We start from the raw sequence: 25,161 nt of genomic DNA, 5'->3' as shown, positions 1-25,161 counted from the left end.
CGACAGGTATTCGAGAGAGGTGGGCCGCACGTGAGCGCCCTGACACCCGACGAGGGGCTGCCCTCCGCCGAACAGGCACGAGAGGCTCTGACCGCTCTGCGCCACGAGGTCGCCAAGGCGGTCGTGGGACAGGAAGAGACCGTCACCGGCATGGTCGTGGCACTGCTCTGCCGGGGCCACATCCTCATGGAGGGTGTGCCCGGTGTGGCCAAGACGCTGCTGGTGCGCACCGTCTCCGAGGCCCTGGCACTGGACCACAAGCGGGTGCAGTTCACCCCGGACCTGATGCCCGGGGACGTCACGGGTTCCCTCGTCTACGACCAGCACACCGCGAAGTTCGAGTTCCACAGGGGCCCGGTCTTCACCAACCTGATGCTGGCCGACGAGATCAACCGGACCCCGCCCAAGACGCAGGCCTCGCTCCTGGAGGCCATGGAGGAGCACCAGGTCACGGTGGAGGGCGACCCGATCGCGCTCCCCGAGCCGTTCCTGGTGGCGGCGACGCAGAACCCGGTGGAGTACGAGGGCACCTACCCGCTGCCGGAGGCGCAGCTGGACCGGTTCCTGCTCAAGGTCACGGTGGGGCTGCCCCCGCGTGCCGCCGAGGTCGACATGCTGGGCCGGCACGCGGCGGGCTTCGACCCCGGCGACCTCGCCGCTGCGGGGGTGCGCCCGGTTGCCGGCGCCCGTGAGCTGCAGGCCGCACAGAACGCCGTGGAGCACGTGCACATGGCGCCGGAGGTACTGGGTTACATCGTGGACCTGGCCCAGGCCACCCGGCAGTCGCCGTCCCTGCGGCTGGGTGTTTCCCCCCGTGGTGCGACCGCGCTGTTGCGCACCAGCCGGGCGTGGGCGTGGCTGTGCGGCCGCGACTACGTCACCCCCGACGACGTCAAGGCGCTCGCCAAGGGCACCCTGCGGCACCGTGTCTCGCTGCGTCCCGAGGCGGAGCTGGAGGGCGCGACGGCCGACGGGGTCCTCGACGGCGTGCTCGCTTCCGTCCCGGTGCCGCGCTGATGGTGGTCACCGGCCGGTCGGTGGCACTCGCTCTGCTCGCGGTAGGGGCGGTGCTGGTCTCCGGCCAGATCAGTCCGCAGGTCACAGCGGTCTCGTTGGCCGTGGTGGTGGCCCTGCTCGTGCTGGACGTGCTGCTCGCGGCGAGCCCGCGCGCCATGCGTCTGACACGCGAGGGCGACACGTCTCTGCGGTTGGGTGAGGCCGCGACGCTGTCCCTGGTGCTGCACAACCCGACACGGCGCACCCTGCGCGGGCGTGTGCGCGACGCGTGGCCGCCGAGCGCACATGTGGAACCCCGGTCGGCGCCGGTGCGGGTCACGGGCGGCGAGCGCCGGCGGGTCGGTGTGGTACTCACCCCGACCCGGCGCGGCGACGTCCGGGCCGCGGGGGTCACGGTGCGCACCCTCGGGCCGCTGGGCCTGGCGGGGCGGCAGAGGACCCTGTCGGCGCCGTGGACCGTGCGGGTGCTGCCGCCCTTCCACAGCCGCCGCCACCTGCCCGGAAAGCTCTCGCGGCTGCGGGAGCTGGAGGGCCAGCACACCGCGATGGTGCGGGGCCAGGGGAGCGAGTTCGACTCCCTGCGGGACTACGTGCGCGGCGACGACGTGCGTTCCATCGACTGGCGTGCGACCGCCCGCAACGACGGGGTCGTTGTACGTACGTGGCGCCCGGAGCGGGACCGGCGGATCCTCATCGTGCTCGACACCGGCCGCACCTCCGCGGGCCGGGTGGGCGACACCCCGCGTCTGGACCACTCCATGGACGCGGCGCTGCTGCTGGCGGCACTGGCCGGGCGTGCGGGTGACCGGGTGGACTTCCTCGCCTACGACCGCCGCGTGCGCGCCCAGGTGCGTTCGGGGAGCAAGGGCAGCCAGATCGAGCAGCTGGTGACGGCGATGGCCCCGCTGGAGGCCGCGCTGGTGGAATCCGACCCGGCGGGTATGGCAGGCACCGTCATGGCGCAGGGCCGTACCCGCAAGCTCGTGGTACTGCTGACCGACCTCAACGCGGCCGCGCTGGAGGAGAACCTGCTCCCCCGCCTGCCCGCGCTGACCTCGCGCCACCTGCTCCTGGTCGCCTCGGTCCGCGACCCCGAGGTCGACGCGATGGCGGAGGAGCGCGGAACCCCGGAGGCCCTGTACCGTGCCGCCTCGGCCGAACGCACCCTCGCCGAGCGGCGCCGTGTGACGGCGGATCTGCGGCAGATGGGCGCGGAGGTGGTCGACGCCGGCCCCGAGCACATCGCTCCGGCCCTCGCCGACGCCTACATCAACCTGAAGGCCCAGGGACGGTTGTAGCCGGGGCCCGCGCGGCAGGTGCACCTCCCGCGCGGGCCCCGGCCTCCCCAACGGGTCCGGGACCGGAGCGGGCTTCCACCCACCTTGCGTGTTGGGCACCATGGACGGCATGCCCCCTCGCGACCCGCGCCTCGGCAACACCACCCGAGGAACCGTCCATGGCCAGCTCCTGCAAGCACGGGACATCCACCACCTCACCGTGGCGTCCGTCCCGGAGACAAACGCCCCCGATACCGTTGTCCCCGACATCTCCCTCGCCCCTCCCCTCCCAGCGACCGCCGTCCGAGGGCGCACACGGCTGCTCGAGGAACTCATCACGGCGATGGGCTCGGGCACCTCGGTCCCGCACGTGCTCACCGGCCCGGGCGGGTTCGGCAAGACCACCGTGGCCGCCGCGCTGGCCGCACATGCGCGCGGCGAAGGCAGGCGGGTGTTCTGGGTGCGCGCGGGCGACGTCTCCGCCGGGCTCCTCGAGGCCGCCGTGGAGGCGGGCGGTCCCCGGTCCGAGGCCGAGGAGGTACGCGACTCGCCCCAGCGCGCCGCACGCTGGGCGTGGCAGCACCTGGACCGCTCCCCCGAACCCTGGCTCCTGGTCTTCGACAACGCCGACCGGCCCGAGGAGCTCGACCCCCTCCATCGCCCCGGCGAACAGGTCGGCCGGTTGCGGACGAGCCCGGCCGGGTTCGTGCTGGTGACGAGCCGGGTGGACGATCCTGCGCTGTGGGCTCCGGCTCAGCTGCACACGGTCGGTGAGCTCAGCAACGCGGCGGCGGGTGCGGCGCTCGCGGACCACGCCGGTGAAGAGACCCTTCCGGGCGCTGAGGAGCTGGCCGAGAGGCTGAGCGGAATACCGCTGGCCCTCGCGCTCGCCGGCCGGATCCTGGCCGCGCACCGGGTCCTGTTCCCCGACGCCCGGGCCTTGTTGAAGAGGCTGGAGGAGGACGGGGTGACCCACCTCGACTCGCTCGCCGAACCCTTCGCGCCAGAGGAAAAGGACCTGCTCTCCGGGGTCTTGCACGTGTCCCTGGAACTGGTCGTGGACCGGGAGCCGGCAGCGCTCCCGATCCTCCGGCTGTTGTCGGACCTCGGCGGCGAGGGGACACCGGTCCCCCTGCGCCGCCTCGCCCCGGAGATTCTCCGAAAGGAGACCCTGTGCCTGGACGACGGGGCCGAAGGCGCTCGCGCCGTCGACACGCTCGCCCTCCACGGCCTGGTCCGGCTCGTTCGGAACGAGAAGGACACGGAACTGCACCTGCATCCTCTGGTGTCCGAAGCCGTCCGGGCGCGGGCGGAGGGAAGCCCTTCCCCGGATTCAGGCCACTCGGCGTGAGCGCACCTCGGGCCGCAGAACGCACCCGCCGGTTCCGGACCTAGGCCGCCACGGGCACGGACTCGGGCGCGCTCCGGATGTCACCGGTCTCGCCCTCGCCGTACGCGCGCTTGCCGACGGTGTACACGTACGCCAGGAACAGCACCTCGACGAGGAAGCCGATCCCCAGGCCCACCGGGGTGGCGATGTGGCCGCGCACCATGTTCCCGGTGACCAGGCCTTCGACGAGACCGGACACGAACAGCACCACGACCAGACCCAGCGCGACGGCCATGGCGGCGCGTGCTTCCTCTCCGAGCGCGCGCAGGCGCGGGCGGTCGCCGGGCGCGATGATCGTCCACCCGAGCTTGAGGCCCACACCTCCGGCGACGAAGACGGCGGTCAACTCCAAGAAGCCGTGCGGGAGGATGAGGGAGAAGAACTCCTCTCCGCGGCCGTGCGCGATCATCATCCCGGCCGAGGAGCCGATGCCCGCACCGTTCATCGCGAGCACCGCGATGGTCGGCAGGGCCAGGAACGCGCCGAAGACGATGGCCTGTGCCGCGACCCAGGCGTTGTTGGTCCACACCTGGGCCGAGAAGGAGGTCCCCGGGTTCTCGGCGTAGTAGTTGGCGAAGTCGTGCTCCACGTACTGCCGCATGGCCTCCGGGGTCTGCAGTGCGTTGAGGACGTCGGGGTTGAGCACCACCCAGGCGCCGGCGAGGAAGGCCACGAGCAGGGTCCCCGCGCTGGCCCCGATCCACCACCAGCGCAGGCGGTAGAGGGTGCCGGGGAAGGTACGGGTGAAGAAACCGGCGATCTCGCCCAAGGAGGAGGAGTGAGCGCCGGTCACGGCGGATCGGGCCCGGGCGACCAGCGCCGAGAGGCGGGCGACCAGGTTGGGGTCCTGCCCGGCCGAACGCACCGCGGACAGATGGGTGGAGACGCGCTGGTAGAGGTCGACGAGCTCGTCGACCTCCCCACCCGAGAGCGAGCGCCGCCGCCGGACCAGTTCGTCCAGTCGTTTCCACTCCTGGGCGTGTGTCGCCGCGAACACGTCGATATCCACACTTCGGACCCTACTCGATCGTTCCCGGGGCACGCCCCGGGGCGGTACGGCGTTCCTGGTGGGCGGGTAGTGTCGACGGGTACGTGCGCGGCAGAGCCCGAGGGAGCGTGAGTTGGTGTCCTATCCCGGCGGTGGCCCGGTCCACGACGATCCGTACGGGTCGACACCCCTGGTCACGGGTGATGCCGTGGTCCTCGAACTGCGTCCGGCGGGGTTCGCCACCCGAGCGATCGCCCTGGTCATCGACATGCTGTTGCAGGTCATCCTGCTGGTGGCACTGGGGATGCTGGGGTCGTGGATGAGCACGGGCCTGGACGAGGCGGCACTGGCGGCACTGACGCTGGGACTCTCCATCCTGGTGCTCGTCGGGTATCCGACGGCCTTCGAGACCCTCTCCCGGGGCCGGTCCCTGGGCAAGCTCGCACTCGGGTTGCGCGTGGTGGGCACGGACGGCTCCCCCGAGCGGTTCCGGCAGGCGCTGGGACGTGCGCTCATGTCCGTCGTCGAAGTGTGGATGACCACGGGCATGGTCGCGCTCATCACCTCCCTGATCAACCGGGACGGGCGCCGTCTGGGCGACTTCGTGGCCGGAACGACCGTGGTGGAGGAGCGCACGGGCCGCCGCCGCAACGAGACCATCACCATGCCGCCGCAGCTGGCGGGTTGGGCCGCCAACGCCGAGCTCTCGGGCCTGTCCCCGGAGACGGCCGCGGACGCGCGCCAGTACGTGCTGCGCTACGACGAGCTGGCCGAGCACACCCGGTACGAACTGGGCATCCGGTTGGCGGAGACGGTCGCCGCGCAGGTGAGCCCGCCCCCGCCTCCGGGAACCTCACCGCCCTACTTCCTGGCGGCGGTGCTGGCGGAGCGGCGCCGGCGCGGCATGGCTTCCGAGGCCGGGAACGGTGCCCCGGGCCAGGGGCACGAGCGGTTCTCCGGCGGCCGCTTCCCGGCCTGATCCGGTCCCCCGGTTCCGGCACGGCCCCGAGTGCGCCTGCGCCTCAGACGTGCCAGGAGCGCAGGTAGTCCTCCTGCTCCGGGCTGAGGGCGTCGATGCCCACGCCCAGCGCGGCCAGTTCGAGCCGGGCGACCTCGGTGTCGGTGGCGTCGGGAACCTCCACGACGCCGGGTTCCAACTCCGTGTGGTTGGCGGCGAGCCAGGCTGTGGTCAGTGCGTGCACCGCGAACGACAGGTCCATGACGGCGGCCGGATGCCCCTCGGCGGCACCCAGGTTGACCAGGCGCCCTTCGGAGAGCAACAACAAACGCCGCCCATCGGCGAGCACGTACTCGTCGGCCTGCTCACGTACGCCCGGGTTGACCTCGACCGCCATCCGCGCCAAGGCGTCCAGCTCGATCTCGAGGTCGAAGTGGCCGGAGTTGGCGAGCACCGCACCGTCACGCATCCGGGCCAGGTGGCGGGCGGCGATGACGTCGCGATTGCCGGTGACGGTGACGAAGACGTCGCCCATGGAGGCGGCCTCGTCCATGGTGGTGACGGTGTAGCCCTGCATGACGGCGTCCAGGGCCTTGACCGGGTCGACCTCGGTCACCACGACGCGGGCGCCCATACCTCGGGCGCGTTCGGCGAGGCCGCGGCCGCAATAACCGAACCCGGCGACGACGAAGGTGCGGCCGGCCATCAGGGCATTGGTGGCACGCAGGATCCCGTCGATCGTGGACTGTCCGGTGCCGTAGCGGTTGTCGAACATCCGCTTGGTGGCGGTGTCGTTCACCGCGGCCATGGGCATCCGCAGCTCGCCCTCGGCGCTCATGCGGCGCAGCCGGATGACCCCGGTGGTGGTCTGCTCGCAGCCGCCCAGCACCCCGTCGAGGAGGTCGGGGCGGAGCAGATGCACGGTGTTGACCAGGTCGCACCCGTCGTCGAGCAGCAGGTGCGGCCGGGATTCCAGAATGGTGACGAGGTTGCGGTCGTAGGCGGCGGTGTCCATCCCGGCCCAGGCATGCACCGACACCCCGTACTCGGTGACGAGCGCGGCTGCGGTGTCGTCCTGGGTGGAGAGCGGGTTGGACGCGGCCAGCCACACCTCGGCGCCACCCGCCCGCATCGCCCGCAGCAGGTTCGCGGTCTCGGCTGTGACGTGCATGCACACGGCGACGCGCAATCCCTCCAGGGGGCGTTCCTCCGCGAAACGTTCGCGGACGCTGCGCAGGACCGGCATCGAGCGTTCGGCCCAATCGACCCGGCGGACCCCGGCCTGAGCAAGGCCGAGGTCCGCCACCTCGTGGGAGGGTAGTTTCATGTGGTCGCTGCGGTCCCTCAGTAGCGGTAGTGCTCGGGCTTGTAGGGGCCGGCGACGTCGACACCGATGTACTCGGCCTGCTCCTTGGTGAGCGTGGTGAGCTCGACACCGAGAGCGTCCAGGTGCAGGCGGGCGACCTTCTCGTCGAGGATCTTGGGCAGCGTGTAGACGCCCGTGGGGTACTCGTCGGTCTTGGCGAACAGCTCGATCTGCGCGATCACCTGGTTGGTAAAGCTGTTGGACATGACGAAGCTGGGGTGGCCGGTGGCGTTGCCCAGGTTGAGCAGTCGGCCCTCCGACAGCACCAGGATCGACTTGCCCTCGGGGAAGGTCCACTCGTGGACCTGCGGCTTGATCTCCTTCTTGGTGATGCCCTTGACCTGCTCGAGGCCGGCCATGTCGATCTCGTTGTCGAAGTGGCCGACGTTACCGATGATGGCCTGGTGCTTCATGCCGGCCATGTGCTCGGTCATGATCACGTTGAAGTTACCGGTGGTGGTGATGAAGATGTCACCAGTGTCGATCACGGACTCCAGGCTGGCGACCTGGTAGCCGTCCATAGCGGCCTGCAGGGCGTTGATCGGGTCGATCTCGGTGACGATGACCCGGGCACCCTGGCCGCGCATGGCGTCGGCCGAGCCCTTGCCGACGTCACCGTAACCGCAGATGACGGCGATCTTGCCGCCGATGAGGACGTCGGTGGCACGCATGATGCCGTCCGGCAGCGAGTGGCGGATGCCGTACTTGTTGTCGAACTTGCTCTTGGTGACCGAGTCGTTGACGTTGATCGCGGGGAAGGCCAGCGTGCCCTCGCGCTGCATCTCGTACAGGCGCAGGACACCGGTGGTGGTCTCCTCGGAGACGCCCTTGATGCCCTCGGCGATCTTGGTCCACTTGCCGGAGTCCTGCTTCAGGCTCTTCTTGAGCAGGCCCAGGACGACCTTGAACTCATCGGCGTCGTCGGCCGAGGGCTCGGGGACCGCGCCGGCGCGCTCGAACTCGGCACCCTTGTGGACGAGCATGGTGGCGTCGCCGCCGTCGTCCAGGATCATGTTGGGGCCTTCACCGCCGGGCCAGGTCAGCGCCTGCTCGGTGCACCACCAGTACTCCTCCAGCGTCTCGCCCTTCCAGGCGAAGACCGGCACACCCTTGGGGTTGTCGGGGGTCCCGTCGGGCCCCACGACGGCAGCGGCAGCGGCGTGGTCCTGGGTCGAGAAGATGTTGCAGCTCACCCAGCGCACCTCGGCGCCGAGAGCGACCAGGGTCTCGATGAGGACCGCGGTCTGCACGGTCATGTGCAGCGAGCCCATGATCCGGGCGCCCCGGAGCGGCTTGCTGTCCCCGTACTCAGCACGGGTGGCCATGAGGCCGGGCATCTCGTGCTCGGCGAGACGGATCTCGTCGCGACCGAAGTCGGACAGGGAAAGATCGGCGACCTTGTAGTCGAAAGCCATGCATTCCTCACTCGTGACTTGTGGTGGCTCCATGATTCTAGGGTCGTACACCGCTCTACAGCACAAACCTGACGTTGCGTTGTCAGATTTGCCGTTGCGGGGGACGGCCGTGAGTTAGGGTCACGGGCATGGCCGCCCACGACACCTCGCACCTGCACGCACCGATCCACGACGCGTCCGGTGCAGTGCCGATCTCCACCGCGGCCGAGCTCGTGGGCACCACGGCGCGCATGCTTCGCTACCGGGAGGCCCTGGGACTGCTCCCCCGCACCCAGGACTCGCCGACCGGGCGCGGGCACCGGCACCGGCGCTTCACCGAGGAGGACCTGGCCACCATCGGGGCCGGCCTGGAGATGGAACGCGAGCTCGACATCCCCCCGGCCGCGCTCGCGTTCGCGCTGCGGGTACTGGCCGAACCGGAACTGCTGGTCCGCGTGCGCCGGCACGGCGAACGCCTGGGCCGTCTGAGCGCCGCTCCCGCCCGCGCGATGGATTTCGAGAAGGAGAAGGCGATGCGGCTCCTGCACGGATCCCGGCCCCGGCCCCGGCTCTGAACCCGCGACGCGCACGGGCCACCCCGGGTTCACGGACGTCCGCGTCCGGTCACGGACACCGGTTCAGCTTCCGGACATGTTTTGGCAAAGGGCCCACGGGCTACGGACACTGACGTGGATACGCTGAGCGGCGACGCGACCTCCCGGGCCATCGAAGGGCATCTGCGCCCCGACCTCGACGACCTGGACAGGCTGCGTACGGTCTGGGCCGAGCACCGCGGCTCGCCTGAGGAACGCGCCCTGGCCCGCCGGGAGCCGGCCCGCCGCAGCTCCTACGATCTCGGTGGCGGCCCCGCCCTGGCCGAGTTGTTGGAGGCCACCGCCTCCGAGGAGATGTCCGGGCGTGCGATCACGTCCGACTACGTCGCCGAGCTCGCCGAGCGTGCCACGTCACTTCCCGGTCCCGGGACCGGCCGCTGCCCCCGGTTGGCCGAAGCACACGCCGCGGACATCGCCCGGGCCGCCTCCGCTCCGGGGCACCCGGTCGTTCGCGCGGTGCACACCTACGTGACGTGTGTGGAGGCCCTGCGCGAGACCGCACCCGAGGAGGCCGACGGCGGCCCCGGGTGGATACTCCCGTGGGTCCTGTCCTCCCTCGTCCTGCAGCGGGCCGATTTCCCACCGCTGGTGCCCGATCCGGGGGTGCCTGCGTGTACGGCGGCGGGAGGGTCGCGCCGGATCGATCTGTGCGCCCGCCACCTCGCCCGGCTCGTGGCCACGTCCCTGCGCACCGAACTGAGCCGGTCGCCGTCCCGTCCGGGTACGGCACGCGTCTCGGCCCCGCCGCTGGCCGCCGCGATCCACCGGCGGGCCCTGGAGCACCTGCACGAGCGCCGCGGTCCGTTGCTGCAGGTACTCGGATCCCTGGACACGGACGCCCGCGCCGACGTACACGCGGGAAGTGCGCAGCAGGTCCCTCAGGCGGTGGCCGCGCCGCCGGAACGGGCGTTGCTGACACCGGGGGCCGACCACTGGTGGGGCTGCCTGTCCCTGGCCCTCGGTGAGGCGGCCCTGGACCTGTACGTCATCGTGCAGGAGGTGGGTCCCGCCTCGGCCGGGGTGCTCGCGGTGACGGCGGACGCGCGTGCGACCACCGGCGCAGGGGCGCGCGAGGCCCCGCTCATGGCCGATGTCGACGGGGTGACCGTGATGCCCAACGACTCCGCGGACGATCGTCGGCCGCTCATCCGCGATCTCATCGACGAGGCCCTGTCGCGGGCGATGGACCAGCTCACCCGAGCGTGAACCCGGCGTTGCCGTCCGGTCCCGGTCAGCCGCTCAGCGCCACCAGTGCCAGCACCAGGAGCAGGATGACGATGGTGATGAGCACCGCCGGGATCAGCCAGCTCTGCTGCAGCAGGGAGTCCTGCTCCTCCTGGGGCGGCATCGGCTGCTGCGGCACGGGCCGGGCGTAGGTCTGGTTCGGGTTCATCCCGGCCATGGGTGCCCCGTGCGGCGGCGGTGTGGCGGGCCCGTACGGGTTCGGCGGCATGCCCTGGCGCGGGTCGGAGGTTCCCGGAGGCGGTCCGGTGAAACCGGGCTGCGGGTTCGACGTAGCCGGGGGCGGGCCGAACCCTTGGCGCGGGTCGGAAGTCATGGGCGGCTGTGCCGTACCCATGCCGTGCCGGGGATCGGACACCCCCGGGCCGGGGGCCGTCCGCGGGTCGGAGGTCATGGGGGGCTGCCCGCCCGTGGGGTACTGCGGCGGCGGCTGGGGGAACGGGGTCTGCCCGCCGGTCAGCACACCGGTCTGTGCGATCTGCTCGCCCTGCTTGACGGCCTCGTCGGTGGAGCTGCTCCCCGCGGGGACGTCGTCGTGGCCGAGCAGACGCATCAGCAGGGTCTGGGCGTTGGGCCGGTTCTGCGGGTCCTTGTCCAGGCACGACTCGACGATCGTGCGGAGGTTCTCGTCGAGCCCGTCGAGGTCCGGCGGTGCGGTCACCACCCGGTGCACGACCGCGGGCACGGTGTCGGAACCGAACGGGGCCCGCCCCGTGGAGGCGAAAGCCATGACGCAGCCCCACGCGAAAATGTCGCACTTGTCGGTGATGCCGCGGCCCTCGATCTGCTCGGGCGCCATGTAGGAGGGGGTGCCCACGATCGAGTTGGTCATGGTGGCGGTGCCGTCGTCGACCCGGGCGATACCGAAGTCGATGACCCGCGGGCCGTCCGGGCCCAGGAGTACGTTTCCGGGCTTGAAGTCGCGGTGGACGATCCCGGCCTTGTGGATGGCCACCAGCGCCGTGGCCGTGGACACCGCCAGGCGCTGCAGCTTGCTGCCGCGCTGGATGCCGGCCTGGGAGACCGTCTCCTGCAGATCCTTGCCGGGAACGAACTCACTGACGACGTAGGGCGGGTCCTCGTCGAGCTGGGCGTCGATGATCGCGGCCGTGCAGAAGGAGGCGACCTTCTGCGCGGCCTGGACCTCCTTGACGAACCGCTTGCGCAGATCGGAGTCCTCGGCCCATTGGTCGTTGAGGACCTTGACGGCGTACTCCTCACCGTCGCCGTCCTCGGCGAGATAGACCACCCCCTGGCCGCCCTTTCCCAGGCGACCGGTCACGCTGTACTCACCGAACGCCGAGGGGTCGCTCGGCGTGAGCGCTTGGGGGCCGGCCATCGGTCTCCTCCAGGGAGGTCGTCGTACTACGAGGGCGAGTGCCAGGGTACGGGTCTCCCCGGACACGGCGGCGCCTTACGCCCGCCCCGTGAGGGTTCGTCCCACTCTGGCGTTACCCGATAAGACTGCCGAAACGCCGATCCCGTTCCGTCCGACCCTCAATCGATACTTCTCGCCTCGTCCACGAGCAGCACGGGGATGCCGTCACGGATCGGGTAGGCGAGTCTGCTCTCCTCACAGACGAGTTCGTCGGTCTCCGGGTCGTGGCGGAGCGGGGCCTGGCTCTGAGGGCAGGCCAGGATCTCCAACAGCCAGCCGTCGATCTTCGTGCTCATGGTTCTCGTTCCTCGTCTCGGTGTGCGGGTGCGGGTCGGCCGCAACCACCCCGCACCCCCATCATGGCTGGTCAGGACCGCACGATCGCCAGGACCCCGTCGCGCAGCTGCGCGACGCCGTCGTCGTCGGGCGCCTCGACATTGAGCCGCAACAGCGGTTCGGTGTTGGAGGCGCGCAGGTTGAACCAGGACCCGTCGGGCAGGGACACGCTGAGCCCGTCGAGTTCGTCGACAGTGACCCCGTCACGCCCCTCGAAGGCCTCCCGGACCGCCACCATGCGCCCGGGTGCGTCCGCGACCTCGGAGTTGACCTCGCCGGAGGCCGCGTAACGGGTGTACTCCCGTGTGATCTCCGAGAGGGGCCGGATGTCGGCGCCCAGGACCCGCAGGACGTGCATCGCCGCGAGCATACCGGTGTCGGCGCGCCAGAAGTCGCGGAAGTAGTAGTGGGCGGAGTGCTCCCCGCCGAAGATCGCACCGGTCTCGGCCATGGTCGCCTTGATGAAAGAGTGCCCCACGCGCGTGCGCACGGGATCACCACCGTTCTCGGCGACGATCTCGGGGACCGCCTGCGAAGTGATGAGGTTGTGGATGATGGTGGACCCGGGTTCGCGTGCGAGCTCCTGGACCGCCACCAACGCGGTCACGGCCGACGGCGGGACCGGTTCTCCGCGCTCGTCCACGACGAAGCACCGGTCGGCATCACCGTCGAAGGCCAGGCCGATGTCGGCCCCGGTCTCGCGGACCTTCGCCTGCAGGTCGACGATGTTGTCGGGATCGAGCGGGTTGGCGGGGTGATTGGGGAAAGTACCGTCGAGTTCGAAGTACAGGGGCACGATCTCCAACGGCAGACCCTGCCCGAGCACGGTGGGGACCGTGTGCCCGCCCATCCCGTTGCCGGCGTCCACGGCAACCTTCAGGGGGCGGATGCCGGACAGGTCGACGAGGCCGCGCAGGTACTCGGCGTACCCCTGGAGCAGGTCGCGGCGGGTCACGGTGCCGACCGGGCCGTCGTGGGCCGGCACCCCCTGCTCGGCGAGCCGCCGGATCTCCTCGAGCCCGGTGTCGGAGCTCAAGGGGGCCGCCCCGGCCCGGCACATCTTGATGCCGTTGTACTGAGCGGGGTTGTGGCTGGCGGTGAACATCGCCCCCGGCAGGTCGAGCTCGCCCGAGGCGTAGTAGAGCAGGTCGGTGGAGCCGAGCCCGGCATCGACCACGTCCACGCCCTGGCTCGTCACCCCTTCGGCGAAGGCCTCGGTCAGCCCCGGTGAGGAGGGACGCATGTCGTACGCCACGACCACGGCGGCTCCGCCCACCACACGGGCGAAGGCGGCGCCGATGGCGTGCGCGGTCGCGCTGTCGAGGGTGTCGGGCACGAGGCCGCGTACGTCGTAGGCCTTGAAGATGCTTGCGAGATCAGCCACGTCTTCTCCGGTTCTCCGGTGGGTCCTGCTGGGGGCCGGGTGCGCGTAACAAAGTTAGCAAGCGCGCCCGGCCGGGGTGTTCAGGACTGCCGGGGCGGCTGTTGGTCGGAACGCACCACACGCAGGTGCCCGCGGCGAGTGGTGTCCTCGCCCTCGGGTTCGTTCTGCGCAGGGGGCCGCGCCGCCTCACGTACAGCGTCGGCAAGGGCCTCCAGGTCGTCGCTGCCGGGACCACCGCCCACCGACTCGACCGGGAGGCGCACGACCTCCCACCCGCGGGGGGCGGTCAGCCGGTCGGCGTGCATGGCGCACAGGTCGTAGCAGTGCGGCTCGACGTAGGCGGCGAGCGGACCGAGGACGGCCGTCGAGTCGGCGTAGACGTACGTGAGCGTGAAAACGGCGGGTTGCCTGCACGCGGTGCGGGAACAGCGTCGAACATGGCTCACAGGCAACGACTGTATGCCCTTCCTCAAGGACATGCCAGCTTCGGCCCAAGCCCAGGCGCGTTCGGTGGACAACCGGCCCGTTGTGTGCCCTGCCCCGCCGGGCAGGCCCCGTGCGGACGCGGGGCCTTCGGTGTGCGGCCGAGCGGGCTACGCGGGAGCCCGCCGATGGCTTAGTCTCGGAGTGTGCGACGAGTGCGCCTTTCCAGTGGGCAACCAAACCGTGTGCGGCGAAGGGACCGCCGAGGACGTGGTATCCGCGGCCCTCTCGTCCCTGCTGACCTGCCGGTCTTCCGGAGCCGAGCGCAGGCGTTCGACGATCTCGTCCTGGACGCGGTCGAACGCCTGGAGCGCTTGTGGTCCCGTGAACTGGCCAATGTCGACTTCCTCGTCGAGGACGTCCCACCGGTACCGCCGATGGCGGAGACGATCCCCTTCTCCCGCTTGGAGACCGACCCCGACGGCCGCGCCCGCATCGTGGTGTACCGGCGTCCGGTCGAGATCCGTACCAAGGACCCCGACGAGATGGCCCTCCTGGTCCACGAGACGGTCGTGGAGGAGGTCGCCAACCTCCTCGGGTTGGAGCCGGAGTCGGTCGACCCCGAGGGCTGAGCCTCCCCCGTCCAGGACTCAGGGGGTGAGGGCGACCGAGCTGTCGCGGACCACGGGCAGCGGGACCTCGACCGGTGCGGGACGTACCGGGGCCGCACCGATCCCGTCGTCGGTCCGCAGCACCCTGGCCACGTGCACGGGCCCGGAGTCCTCGTCGACCAGATCGAGGCGGACGGCGTAACCGTCGCCGGATCCGATGCCGGGCGGCGGCTCCCAGGCCACGTCCTCGGTGTCGGTGCCCAGCACCTGTGTGGTTCCGGCGGGGATCCTCAGTTTGACGGCGTCGCCCTGGTCGCCCTCGTCGCCCACGGGCGTGGCCATGATCTCGGTGTCGCGCTCGGTGGCACCCACCACGACCTCGGTCTCGGCCTCGCGCGGCACGTCCGGGAGCACCGCCATGGTGTCCAGCGGCCTGCTGAGCGGGTCGGCGGCGGCGCTGTAGGCGGTCTCGGAACCACCGTCGGTCTCGGCGACGGCGCCCGCGACCACCTCGCCGTCCGCCTCGATCACGGCCGTGCCGGGCTCCTCCGCCAGAGCGCTCTCGAGGGAGAGCCACGCGGACGCGGCCGGGGGAACGGTGACCGTGTACGGGTCACCGGGCGTCCCGGCCCCGTCGCCCCCGTTCTCGCCGTCCTCCTCCGCACGCTCGGAGGTCAGCACGTGCACCTGTGCGGTGACGGGTTCGTCCCCGGGGGCGGCGAGCAGGAGACGGCGCACACCTTCGCCCCCGGGCACCCCGGGCACGACCGCGTTCTCGGCCGGTCCGGTGGTGGGGTTGACCCAGTCGGTCCCGCCCGAGGAGTGCTCGGCCAGCAGGGACGCGGCGACCCGCCCGGTGCTGGTGCGCACGTGGACCCCGGCTGCGCTCGTGCTGTGCACCGACTCGGTCAGGTCGAGTTCGGTGGATTCCCCCGGGCCCAAGGGGATCCCGCGGCTCTCCGGGGAATGGGAGGGGCCGTCGGCGGTGTAGATGTCCACGTTGACGGTGGCGCGGAAGTCCTCGGGGTTGGCCAGGTGCGCGGTGAGGCCGTCCAGGTCCACGCCGTCGGGGTCGTCACCGCCGGGCAGGGCGAACCACGTACCGATGGAGGGCTGGGCGCACACGACCTCGGTGGCCTCGTCGTCGGAGGAGGTGACCTGGGACACCTCGAGTCCGGAGGCGAGGTCTCCTGCGGCGTGCACGGCGGTGGGGTCGTCGGCCTCGTCGGTCCCGGTGCTCCAGACCAGGCCGGGTTCGGTGATCTGTTCCCCGATGAGGTCGTCCTCGTCGAGGTGGTCGGCGCCGGGGCCGGGTGTGGCGCGGGTGTCCTCGTCGGCGTCTGCACCGTCCTCCCCGTCGGGGGTCCCGGAAACGGGCACGGCCCACAACTCGCCCTCGTCGTCACGGCTCACCCTCGGGGCGAAGGCCGCGGCAGCGCTGTCGGCGTCGGAGTCCTCATGGGGTTGGGGACACACCCGCACGGCACGGTCCGGACGCACCGCCCCGGCCTCGCTCACCCCCACCTCGGCGGTGAGCGGGCGGGTGAGGAGGGCGGCGCCGAGCAGGGCCGCCAGGGACAACACGACCAGCCCGAACAGCGCGAACCGGTTCTCCACGATCAGTCGCACGGTTATTCCTCACCCTCGGAACGGTCGGTGCCACGGCGGCTTCGGGGGCCGGAGCGGCGGCCGGATTTGCGGCGGGTGCCCTTGCGCCGTCCCCCGCCCCTCAGGGCCGGGAGGGATCCGGTCGTGGTGGTCGTTTCGCGTGCGGACCCGTCATCGGTCCCGGCACGGACACCGGCGTCCTCCTCCCCGGGCCCGGGGACCGCTTCGGCCGCCGTGTGCGAGCCGGACACCTTTGCGGCGCTCTGCCGCCCGGCATCCTCCGTGCTCTCGCCCGTGGCACCACGTCTTCCGCGGCCACGGCGGCCGGAACGGCGCAGGCGGTCGGGGCGGTGCGGGCGCGGCGGCGGGGTGGCGGCGATGAGCCGGGCCTCCTCGTCGGTTCGCACGCCGGGCGCCGCCAGGACGGCGACGACGAGCAGCAGGAGCCCCTGTGTGAGGATCCACGCGGTGTGCACGTGGTCGGTGTGCCACACCTGCAGTCGGCCGCCCTCGACCGGCAGCGCCCAGGCCTGGGTGCCGTTCTCGGTGGGGACGGGGGACAGTTCGGCGCCGTCGAGGGTGGCGTTCCAGGTGCCGTCGGCGGGTTCGGCCAGAGCCAGACGGCGGCCGGTGGGACCGTCGCCGACCTCGGCCGTCATGTCCCCGGCACGGCCCTCGACCGTCAGGGCCGTGGCGTCCAGGCCGCCCTCGGGGAGTTCGCGCAGGGCACCGGTCTCCTCGGACACACGCCAGAGCCCGTAGTGGTCGGACAGGGACTGCCGGTCCAGGCCGGGGGTGCCGTCCAACACGTCGACCATGGTGGCCCGCGCGGGCCCCGAGTCCTCCGGGCGCGGGTAGAGCACGTACTGCACCCCGTGGTCGAGAAGGGTGTGCAGCTGATCGCCGCCCTGGCCCGCGCTGAGCTGGGCCACGGCGCGGTCCATGCTCGTTGCGCCGGACTCGTCGGGGACGACGGCCTCCTCCCCCAGATGCGGTTCACGGCCGCGCACCACGGTGTAGTCGACGTGGCCCTCACCGTCGGGGGCGACCACGAGGGCACGCGGTTCGGTTCCGTCGTCGCTGCGACTCTGCAATGCCCCGGGAACGGTCTCGGGGGCGTGTGCCGTGACGGGCCCGTCGGCGCCCTCCCACATCCACAGGGCAGCGGCCGTGGCGGGTGTGGCCAGGGCGAGCACGGTGACGGCGAGCGCGAACCCGCGCCGCCAGTCGGACCACCACCGCAGGTCCTCGCGTGCGCCCCCGTGGTCGCCGCGGAGCATGTCGCCGATCGCGCGGGCGGAGGTGCCCGCGGACATGAGTACGGCGGTGGCGGCGAAGGAGAGCGCCACACCGGGCCAGACCGGGGCGGGCGGGCCGCCGAAGTAGGGCTCGACGATCAAACGACTCGTCACGACCGCCACGAGCAGCCCGAACAGGGCCAGCGACCACCCTGCGGCCACGACCATGCGGTTGCGCAGCAGCAACAGTGCCAGGAGGGCGGCGACCAGGAACCCCGCGGTGACCCAGACCGGCGGCATACCGGGACCGCCGGGCGAGAACAGGAGCAGATCGAGCGGGCCGGCGCCGGATCCGGAGAGTTCGGGCCGGTGCAGTCCGGCCTCCAACAGCCACAGCGTGGGGTGCAGGAGCAACTCCAGCGACCACGGCAGCAACAGGACGATCGGCAGTGCCAGGCTCAGGGCGACACTGACGTAGAGGCGTCGTCCGACGTGCCCGAAGGCCACGGCGACCAGGACCCCGGTGACCAGGGCCAGCAGCCACACCATCGGCACGAACGCGGTGGACACTGCCAGGATCAGGCCCGCCCCCCATGCAGCGCGTCGGGAAGCCTTCTCCGGAAGGCTGACCACACGCACCAGCAGAAGAGCCAGTACCGGCAGCAGAACGTGTACCAGCGCGGTGCCCAGGCGTCCTTGTGCGACCGCTCCCGTGGCGACGGGCAGCAGCGCGTAGGTGCCGGCCAGCCACAGGCGGGCAGGGGTGTAGCGCAGTACGTCCTTGGCCAGCAGGTAGGCGGTGGCGCCGGCCAGGGGCACACAGCCGAGCAGGATCACCGTCACCGCGAGCCAGGGTTGGCCGAGGGTGAGGGTGGACAGCAGTGCCAGCAGTCCGACGTAGGGCGGCACAGGCCCGCCGGCGCCGATCCCGCTGTCGGGGTTGGCGGACAGGTAGAGCGACCACAGGTCGGCGGCGCTGCCGGCCGCCGGGGGCAGGGCCCCGCCCGCGAGCAGGTCACCGAAGAGCAAGGACCGTCCGGCTGTCAGGGAGAGCGCGGTCAGACCGAGGACGAGCGCGACCCCGGGTCGGCTCACGACCCGGCGCAGGAAACTCTGGTTGTCGGAGAGGGCCTCGTCCTCGTCGTCGGGATCGGGGGGCGCGGTCACGGCCTGGTGGCGTCCGGGGGTGTTGCGGATGGTGTCACCGGTCAGCACCGCGGTGAGGGCGTCGGCGAACTGGCGCATCGCCACCCCGTGCGCCAGGAAGGGCCGGATCGCGCTGTAGGTGCGGCGGCGGTCCCGGCGGCGCCGGGCCCGGGCACGGAGGAGTTTGACCGGCCGCAGGTAGATGAGCGTGATCGCGGCGGCCTCGTCGAGGGCGTTCGCGGGCTGTTTGATGAGCAGATACATGACCATGCGCATCAACGACGCGAAGGAGTTGCGCAGCAGGGCCGCCGCCATGCCGCCGGCGGGCAGGTTGGCCAGCAGCACGAACACCGCGTGGCGCCGGTCCACGCGTCTGGGGTGGTTTCGGGTCGCGGAGATCCCCCGGCGCCGTCGTGAGGAGGCCTCGGCGTGGTGGGCGACGGCGTCGGTGACCACCAGCGTGCGCAGCCCGGCGCCGCCCACACGCCAGCAGAAGTCGATGTCGTCGCGGAACAGCGGCAGGGACGGGTCGAACCCGCCGAGGCGGTCCCACACATCGCGGCGCACGAGCATACCGGCGCTGGATACCGCCAGGACCTGCCGGTTGCCGTCGTGCTGGCCGTGGTCGAACTCACGCTGTTCCAGGCCGGTCTCGCGCCGCCCCGCGCCGTCGATGGTCACGCCGACCTCGACGAGCAGCCGCCGGTCGAACCAGTCCCGCAGTTTGGGCCCCAGAACGGCCGCGCGGGGGTCCTGGTCGGCGGCGGCGAGGAGCTGCTCGAGGGCATCGGGCTCGGGGGTGAGGTCGTCGTGGATCAACCAGAGCCACTCGGTGGCCCCTTCGCCGGAGTCCCGTACCCCGGTGCTCGATCGCGGCAGGTCCAGAGCGGCGCGCACGGCGTCGCCGTACCCGGTCTCGGACGGTTGCTCCGTGATGGAGTCCGAGGGCAGGTGCTCGGCGAGGATGTCGACGCTGTCGTCGGTGCTCCCGGTGTCCGCGGCGACGACGCGCTGCAACGGGCGGGTCTGTCCCCGTAGCGCCGTCATCGTCTCGGAGAGCCAACGGGCCCCGTCGTGGGTCACGACGACCGCGGTGACGACGTGGCGGGCGGAATCCTGGTCAAGCACGGCTGTAGTGGGTTCACTTCCGGAGAGGGGCTGTCCCGCGGAGGGGTGCGGGACTGCTGAGACGAGACATCACGATACGCGACTCGGCACCATTACGTGCCTATTCCGCACACGGAGACGGCGTAGCTCCATAGGCCTCATATCGGTGCATTCACCCGTGATACGGCCACCGGCACCAAACCGGACCTCAGTCCTGAACCGATCCGCACACAAAAGACGCGCACCCCGATGGGTCCACCGGGGTGCGCGTCTTGTCCGGCCTACCTAGAGCATGTCCGCGAGGAAATCGAAATCTCCCCCGACGGCTTTCTTCAGCCGCCGGCGTTCCCTCTCGGAGAGTCCCCCCCAGATACCGAAGCGCTCGTCGTGCTCCAGTGCGTACTCCAGGCACTCGGCCCGGACCTCGCAGGACTGGCAGACCTTCTTCGCCTCCCTCGTGGAGCCGCCCTTCTCGGGAAAGAAAGCCTCCGGGTCGGTCTGCGCGCACAGGGCACGTTCCTGCCAGCCCAGATCTTCGTCCGAGCCGTGCGCCAGCGGGATGACCTCGCTCATGCGCACCTCCTGTTGCCCCCCATAGATGTCCCCGGCCCTTTTCATCCCCCGGGCCGGGTTGAATCCCACCTTGAAATTACACGCGTGACACTCGCTGTGCGTCAAGCGCCCTGCGTGGTAATCCACTGAATATCATGTCGCGAACTGCCTGTGACAGGCCCGCGATGTCCGTTCTGTGGATTACCACGCAATTCACGCGCACCCGAGGTGGCGGAGAGCACGGAGGCCCAGGTCGGGCTCAGCGCTGACCGTCGTTGCCGTACCAACCCTGCTGACCCCCGGAGCCACCCTGTCCTTGCTGGTCAGAGCCGTATGCACCGGAGTTCCCGTATGCACCTCCGTAGCCCGCGCCACCTTGCGAGGACGCATCGGTACCAGCGTTCTCACCGGAGTTAAAGAATGGGTCAACTCCGGGGGCGGACGGTGTGTCCTGGCCCTGCTGGTACTGCTGGTCGGCCCCCTGGTACCAGCCGTACTGGATGGCGTCCAAGGCCGCCTGCTCGCCGGAGGAGGCCGACTGGGGCTGGTCGGCGCCGGGCTGGGGAGCGTACTGGGAGGGGTCGTAACCCTGCCCGTAGGCCGCCGGCTGGCCGTAGGCGGAGGGGTCGTAGGCCTGCTGCTGGCCGTAGGCGTCCTGACCGTAGGCCTGCTGGCCGCCGGTCCCGTAGGCCTGACCGTAGGCCGAGGGGTCATAGGCCTGCTGCGCACCGCTGCCGTAAACCTGCTGACCGTAAGCGTCCTGACCGTAGGCGGACGGGTCGTAGGCCTGCTGCTGGCCGTACATGTCCTGGCCGTAGGCCTGCTGCGCACCGGTTCCGTAGGCCACCGGCTGACCGTAGGCGTCCTGGCCGAAGCCCTGCTGCTGGCCGTACATGTCCTGGCCGTAGCCGGCGAAGGACTGCTGGGCGCCGGTCGCGGGCGGGAAACCCTGCGGGTTGTACTGGCCGGGTTGGGGCACAGGGCGCGGCACCAGGTTCGGGTCGTTGAAAGCCTTCAGGAGGAAGAACCCGAACAGGCCGAGCACCGCACCGCTGCCGAGGGTGCCGATGAAGTTGGTGAACCCGTAGGCGACGGAGCCCGTCTCGACCATGAACACGGTGATGGCGTTGATCAGCACGAACAGCAGGCCCACACCGCTCATGACGATCGCGGTGACGACGATCGGTAGAGCGGAGGGCTTGGTGCGCTCACTCGTCAGCACCAGCGCGACCGCCGCCGCCAGGAAGACCACGACGGAGAGCCCGAAGAAGTCACTGGCGTGGGAGAGCACCGCCGAGGGGAAACTCCCCTCGGTCCGGTACTCCCCGGCACCGCTCGTCTGCGCGATCAGGCCGATCAGCCCCGACAGCATCGAGGCCCCGACCGCACCGATCAGGACCCACGCCGCGGGAAGGCGCAAGCGTTCTAGTGTTTCGTTGTTCAAGAGAGGTTCCCCTCTTCCGCTGCATCGCCGTCGCGTCGGTCGAAGCTTGGCATATCGTCGGACTGTCGGGTGAATCGGCCGGGTCCAGACAGAAATGGGGACAGCCGGACACTCCGGGCCGTGAAGTGGGATGGCGGCCTACGTACCGGGGTTCGCGAACCCCCGATCTCGGTACGGTCACACGCCGCTCGGGTCGCACCGCGGGGCAGACGACCCATACGTGTTCCCAGCCTGCCAGACTTGGACGCATGCGGATAGTCGTACCTGCCGGCGGTATCGGCGGCGCCCGTTTCCTCCGCGGCCTCAAGGCCGCTCTCGGGACGGACGCGCCGGCCTCCGAAGAGCAGACCACAGACCCTTCCATCACCGTCATCGGGAACACCGGCGACGACATCACACTGTTCGGGCTCCGGATCTGTCCGGATCTGGACACTGTGATGTACACCCTGGGCGACGGCATCGACGACGACCGGGGCTGGGGGAGGAAGGACGAGTCCTTCACAGTCAAGGAAGAGCTCGCCGCCTATGGGATGAAGCCCACATGGTTCGGCCTCGGCGACCGTGACACCGCCACGCACATCGTACGCGCGCAGATGATCGCCGCAGGTTTCCCTCTCTCCGCGGTGACCGAGGCCCTGTGCGACCGGTGGCAGCCGGGGGTGCGGCTGCTGCCGATGACCGACGACCAGGTGGAGACGCACGTGGTCGTGGAGGAGGAGGGCCGCACGCGCGCGATCCACTTCCAGGAGTGGTGGATCCGGCACCGTGCCGCCCTCCCGGCCCACCGGTTCGTGGCCATGGGCGCCGAGTCGGCCAAGCCGGCACCGGGCGTGCTGGAGGCCATCGCCCAGGCGGACGCGGTGATCCTGCCGCCGTCCAACCCGGTCGTGAGTGTGGGCTCGGTCTTCCAGGTCCCCGGGATCCGCGAGGCCATGCTCGACAAGACCGTCGTCGGGGTCTCCCCCATCATCGGGGGCGCGCCCGTACGCGGCATGGCCGATGCCTGCCTGTCCGCCATCGGGGTGGAGACCGACGCGGGAGCGGTCGCCGAGCACCTGGGATCCGACCTGCTCGACGGGTGGCTGGTCGACGAGGCCGACGCCGGCACCGGGGTCGAGGGGATCGAGGTGCGTTCCCGGCCCCTGTACATGAACGGCCCGGAGGCCACCGAGGCCCTCGCCCGCGCCGCCGTGGACCTGGCGACCGAACTCTCGGAGGCGCGCGCGTGATCACCGAACTGCGGGTCCGCGGCCTGCCCGGCGTTCCGGAGGTGCGGGAGGGCGACGACCTGGCGCACCTGATCGCCGACGCCGTCCGCTCCTCGGGCACGCCCCTGGTCGACGGGGACGTGCTCGTCGTGACGTCCAAGATCGTGAGCAAGGCCGAGGGGCGCTCGCGCCGGATGGAACGCGACGACGCCATCACCGCCGAGACCGAGCGGGTGGTGGCCCGGGCCGGGCACACCCGCATCGTGCAGACCCGCCAGGGCCTGGTCATGGCGGCCGCTGGGGTGGACGCCTCCAACGTCGAGCCGGGCACGGTGCTGCTGCTGCCCGAGGACTCCGACGCCTCGGCCCGGGCGCTGCGGGCAGGGCTGCGCGAGCGTCTCGGTGTGAACGTGGCGGTCGTGGTCTCCGACACCTTCGGCCGTCCCTGGCGCACCGGTCAGACCGACGTGGCCATCGGGGCGTCCGGGATGCAGCCCCTGGAGGACCTGCGCGGGACCCCCGACAGCAGTGGACAGATCATGGAGGCCACGGTCAACGCGGTCGCCGACGAGATCGCCGGCGCCGGGGAACTGGTCAAGGGCAAGACCGCGGGGGTACCCGTGGCGGTGGTCGGCGGCCTGGCCGACATGGTCACCGAGGAGGACGGTCCCGGTGCGGCCGCACTGGTGCGGCCGGCCGACGCGGACCTGTTCCGGTTCGGTTCGCGCGACGTGGTGCCGGCCCGGCGCACGGTGCGCTCCTTCTCCGACGCCCCGGTGGAGCCGGCCCTGGTGCGGCGGGCGGTGGCCTCGGCGGTGACCGCACCCGCGCCGCACCACACGACGCCGTGGCGGTTCGTGCTGGTGGAGTCGCCGGAGGTACGCGAGCGCCTGCTGGACGCGATGCTCGAGGCGTGGATCGCGGATCTGCGCGGCGACGGTTTCACCGAGGAGCAGATCGCCCGGCGTACCCGGCGCGGCGACGTGCTGCGCAGCGCCCCGTCCCTGGTCGTCCCGTTCCTGGTGGCGGACGGCGCCCACCCCTACCCGGACGAGCGCCGCGCGGACGCGGAACGCACGATGTTCCACGTGGCGATGGGTGCGGGGGTGCAGAACCTGCTCGTGGGCCTGGCGATGGAGGGCCTGGGTTCGGCGTGGATCTCCTCGACGATGTTCTGCGCCGACGTGGTCCGGAAGGTCCTGGACCTGCCGACCGACTGGCAGCCGATGGGATCGGTGGCCGTGGGGTATCCGGCCGAGCCGCCGGGCGACCGTCCACCGCGTGACCCGGACGGTTTCGTCGTCGTGCGTTAGTTCCCGGGGCCGGATGCGCGCGCTCCGGCCCCGTATGGTTCAGGCCGGTGTCCCTTCGACGACGGCGATCCCCTGCGCGGGCACGATCCGTTCGAGCCGGAACCCGGAGTCCCGGAGCAGATCGGCGAACTGGCGCTCCGTGCGCTGTTTGCCACCGCATTGGACCAGCATGCTCAGATCCATGAGCGTGGCGGTCGGTGCGGGCTCGGGCCCCTCCGGTACCAGGACTTCGGCGAGCAGGACCCGCCCCCGTGGTGCGACGGCTTCCCGGCAACGGGAAAGGATCCGCGCCGCGTCCTCGTCGTTCCAGTTGTGGACGACGCTCGCGAGAAGATAGGCGTCCGCCCCGGCCGGAACCCCTTCCAGGAAGTCGCCGCCCTCGACCCGACAGCGCGTGGCCACGTCCCCCCGGGTGAGTGCGGGTTCCGGTCGGGCGATCACCTCGGGCCGGTCGAAGAGCACACCGCGCATGCGGGGATGCGCCTCCAGAAGCAGCGAGAGCAGTCGGCCGTGTCCGCCGCCCACGTCGACGAGGCACTCGATGCCACCGAAGTCGTACTCGTCCACGATGCTGCGGGTGAGCTGGGCGGAGATGTCGGTCATCCCGCGGTCGAAGAGAGCGGCGGTCCCGGGAGCGTTGCGCATGTAGGACCAGACCGGGATCCCGTGCACGTCCTCGAAGACCGGGCCTCCGGTGCGCACGGCGTCGGCCAGGTACGCCATGGTGGAGCGCTCGGCCCGTGTGCCCATCCACCGGGCGTAGGCGCGCATGGAGTCGGGAGCGTCTCCGCGCAGTGCCCGCCCGAGACCGGTCAGTGCGAACCCGCGCCCCGGCACCAGATCGACCAGTTCCAGGTCGGTGCAGGCGCGCAGGAGCCGGTGGAGGGTCTCGGGGTCGGCACCGATCTCGGCGGCGATCTCCTCCGCACTGCGGGGTTCGGCCGTCATCACGTCGGCCACGCCGAGCTCGGCGGCCGCGCTGACGGCGGAGGCCACCCAGCTCGCGGTGATCAGTTCGTAGAGGCGCAGGGCCGGGCCGCTGAAGCCGGCGCGGGTGAGGGGAGCGGTGGGCACGTTCGCGATGCCTTTCCGGTGGTCGTCCCTGTTCCGAACGTTGTCGGAGGGGTCGGTCAGCACTGTATATTACTCTTCGGAATCGTAAATTCA

Annotated in this window: 21 protein-coding genes; 9 read left to right on the top strand and 12 right to left on the bottom strand. The window is 71.2% G+C overall.

What is annotated here, in order from left to right; all coding sequences use genetic code 11:
• Nucleotides 1-30 precede the first annotated feature (30 nt).
• From D473_RS0106765 to D473_RS0106755, 3 genes are all read left to right on the top strand, one after another.
• Nucleotides 31-1,017 (top strand): AAA family ATPase, encoded by a 987-nt coding sequence (locus D473_RS0106765; protein WP_017608321.1) that lies wholly within the window; start codon nt 31-33, stop codon nt 1,015-1,017.
• Nucleotides 1,017-2,315 (top strand): DUF58 domain-containing protein, encoded by a 1,299-nt coding sequence (locus D473_RS0106760; RefSeq protein WP_017608320.1) that lies wholly within the window; start codon nt 1,017-1,019, stop codon nt 2,313-2,315. Before D473_RS0106765 ends, D473_RS0106760 begins: the two co-directional genes overlap by 1 nt.
• 109 nt (nt 2,316-2,424) lie before the next feature.
• The gene (locus D473_RS0106755) at nt 2,425-3,645 is read left to right on the top strand and encodes an ATP-binding protein (protein ID WP_152436779.1); all 1,221 of its coding nucleotides are present in this window, start codon (nt 2,425-2,427) and stop codon (nt 3,643-3,645) included.
• 40 nt (nt 3,646-3,685) lie between these two features.
• Here D473_RS0106755 and D473_RS0106750 read toward each other — a convergent pair whose 3' ends face one another.
• A complete protein-coding gene (locus D473_RS0106750; protein WP_017608318.1) occupies nt 3,686-4,693 on the bottom strand; it encodes a stage II sporulation protein M in 1,008 nt (335 codons plus the stop codon).
• Nucleotides 4,694-4,808: 115 nt separating this feature from the next.
• Here D473_RS0106750 and D473_RS0106745 point away from each other — a divergent pair, with 115 nt between their 5' ends.
• Nucleotides 4,809-5,651: an RDD family protein gene (locus D473_RS0106745; protein ID WP_088177545.1), complete on the top strand. Its 843-nt coding sequence runs from the start codon at nt 4,809-4,811 to the stop codon at nt 5,649-5,651.
• Between the two features lie 43 nt (nt 5,652-5,694).
• On the opposite strand, the gene ahcY (D473_RS0106740) is transcribed toward D473_RS0106745, so the two are convergent.
• Nucleotides 5,695-6,957 carry an adenosylhomocysteinase gene (gene ahcY, locus D473_RS0106740; RefSeq protein ID WP_017608317.1) on the bottom strand — a complete coding sequence of 421 codons (1,263 nt, stop codon included), beginning with the start codon at nt 6,955-6,957 and terminating at the stop codon, nt 5,695-5,697.
• 17 nt (nt 6,958-6,974) lie between these two features.
• Nucleotides 6,975-8,411 carry an adenosylhomocysteinase gene (ahcY, locus tag D473_RS0106735; protein ID WP_017608316.1) on the bottom strand — a complete coding sequence of 479 codons (1,437 nt, stop codon included), beginning with the start codon at nt 8,409-8,411 and terminating at the stop codon, nt 6,975-6,977.
• A 128-nt stretch (nt 8,412-8,539) separates the two neighbouring features.
• Here ahcY (D473_RS0106735) and D473_RS0106730 point away from each other — a divergent pair, with 128 nt between their 5' ends.
• Both D473_RS0106730 and D473_RS0106725 read left to right on the top strand, forming a co-directional pair.
• Nucleotides 8,540-8,965, top strand: coding sequence for a MerR family transcriptional regulator (locus tag D473_RS0106730; RefSeq protein ID WP_017608315.1), 426 nt, complete (start codon nt 8,540-8,542; stop codon nt 8,963-8,965).
• Nucleotides 8,966-9,079: 114 nt separating this feature from the next.
• Nucleotides 9,080-10,210, top strand: coding sequence for a hypothetical protein (locus tag D473_RS0106725; protein ID WP_017608314.1), 1,131 nt, complete (start codon nt 9,080-9,082; stop codon nt 10,208-10,210).
• 25 nt (nt 10,211-10,235) lie between these two features.
• On the opposite strand, the gene D473_RS0106720 is transcribed toward D473_RS0106725, so the two are convergent.
• The 4 genes from D473_RS0106720 to D473_RS0106705 all read right to left on the bottom strand — a co-directional run bounded on the left by D473_RS0106720 (nt 10,236) and on the right by D473_RS0106705 (nt 13,790).
• The gene (locus D473_RS0106720) at nt 10,236-11,585 is read right to left on the bottom strand and encodes a serine/threonine-protein kinase (protein ID WP_026126681.1); all 1,350 of its coding nucleotides are present in this window, start codon (nt 11,583-11,585) and stop codon (nt 10,236-10,238) included.
• Nucleotides 11,586-11,743: 158 nt separating this feature from the next.
• Nucleotides 11,744-11,920, bottom strand: coding sequence for a Trm112 family protein (locus D473_RS26375; RefSeq protein WP_017608313.1), 177 nt, complete (start codon nt 11,918-11,920; stop codon nt 11,744-11,746).
• A gap of 71 nt (nt 11,921-11,991) precedes the next feature.
• On the bottom strand, nt 11,992-13,344 hold the full coding sequence (locus D473_RS0106710; protein WP_017608312.1) for a phosphomannomutase/phosphoglucomutase: 1,353 nt from the start codon (nt 13,342-13,344) through the stop codon (nt 11,992-11,994).
• Nucleotides 13,345-13,424: 80 nt separating this feature from the next.
• Nucleotides 13,425-13,790, bottom strand: coding sequence for a DUF3499 domain-containing protein (locus tag D473_RS0106705; RefSeq protein ID WP_017575242.1), 366 nt, complete (start codon nt 13,788-13,790; stop codon nt 13,425-13,427).
• A gap of 222 nt (nt 13,791-14,012) precedes the next feature.
• Between D473_RS0106705 and D473_RS0106700 the strand changes: the two genes are divergently transcribed.
• Entirely contained in the window at nt 14,013-14,399 is a 387-nt protein-coding gene (locus tag D473_RS0106700) for a metallopeptidase family protein (RefSeq protein ID WP_017608311.1), read from the top strand.
• 18 nt (nt 14,400-14,417) lie between these two features.
• On the opposite strand, the gene D473_RS0106695 is transcribed toward D473_RS0106700, so the two are convergent.
• The 4 genes from D473_RS0106695 to D473_RS0106680 all read right to left on the bottom strand — a co-directional run bounded on the left by D473_RS0106695 (nt 14,418) and on the right by D473_RS0106680 (nt 21,449).
• Nucleotides 14,418-16,007 (bottom strand): DUF5719 family protein, encoded by a 1,590-nt coding sequence (locus D473_RS0106695; RefSeq protein WP_017608310.1) that lies wholly within the window; start codon nt 16,005-16,007, stop codon nt 14,418-14,420.
• Between the two features lie 2 nt (nt 16,008-16,009).
• Nucleotides 16,010-19,498 (bottom strand): glycosyltransferase family 2 protein, encoded by a 3,489-nt coding sequence (locus D473_RS0106690; RefSeq protein WP_026126680.1) that lies wholly within the window; start codon nt 19,496-19,498, stop codon nt 16,010-16,012.
• Nucleotides 19,499-19,762: 264 nt separating this feature from the next.
• A complete protein-coding gene (locus D473_RS0106685) occupies nt 19,763-20,050 on the bottom strand; it encodes a WhiB family transcriptional regulator (RefSeq protein ID WP_026118359.1) in 288 nt (95 codons plus the stop codon).
• Between the two features lie 238 nt (nt 20,051-20,288).
• Complete coding sequence (locus D473_RS0106680) at nt 20,289-21,449, bottom strand: hypothetical protein (RefSeq protein ID WP_241474721.1); 1,161 nt, start codon at nt 21,447-21,449, stop codon at nt 20,289-20,291.
• A gap of 272 nt (nt 21,450-21,721) precedes the next feature.
• Here D473_RS0106680 and cofD point away from each other — a divergent pair, with 272 nt between their 5' ends.
• Nucleotides 21,722-22,702 (top strand): 2-phospho-L-lactate transferase, encoded by a 981-nt coding sequence (gene cofD, locus D473_RS0106675; protein WP_017608308.1) that lies wholly within the window; start codon nt 21,722-21,724, stop codon nt 22,700-22,702.
• On the top strand, nt 22,699-23,994 hold the full coding sequence (locus D473_RS0106670; RefSeq protein ID WP_017608307.1) for a coenzyme F420-0:L-glutamate ligase: 1,296 nt from the start codon (nt 22,699-22,701) through the stop codon (nt 23,992-23,994). The genes cofD and D473_RS0106670 overlap by 4 nt, the downstream gene beginning before the upstream one ends.
• A gap of 39 nt (nt 23,995-24,033) precedes the next feature.
• Here the strand turns inward: D473_RS0106670 and D473_RS0106665 are convergent, their stop codons facing one another.
• Nucleotides 24,034-25,077, bottom strand: a complete 1,044-nt coding sequence (locus D473_RS0106665) for a methyltransferase (RefSeq protein WP_033352858.1) — start codon at nt 25,075-25,077, stop codon at nt 24,034-24,036.
• Between the last annotated feature and the right edge of the window lie 84 nt (nt 25,078-25,161).

Origin of the sequence: Nocardiopsis xinjiangensis YIM 90004 (assembly GCF_000341145.1) — a bacterium.
GTDB lineage: Bacteria > Actinomycetota > Actinomycetes > Streptosporangiales > Streptosporangiaceae > Nocardiopsis > Nocardiopsis xinjiangensis.
This window is presented reverse-complemented; position numbering and strand designations above follow the sequence as displayed.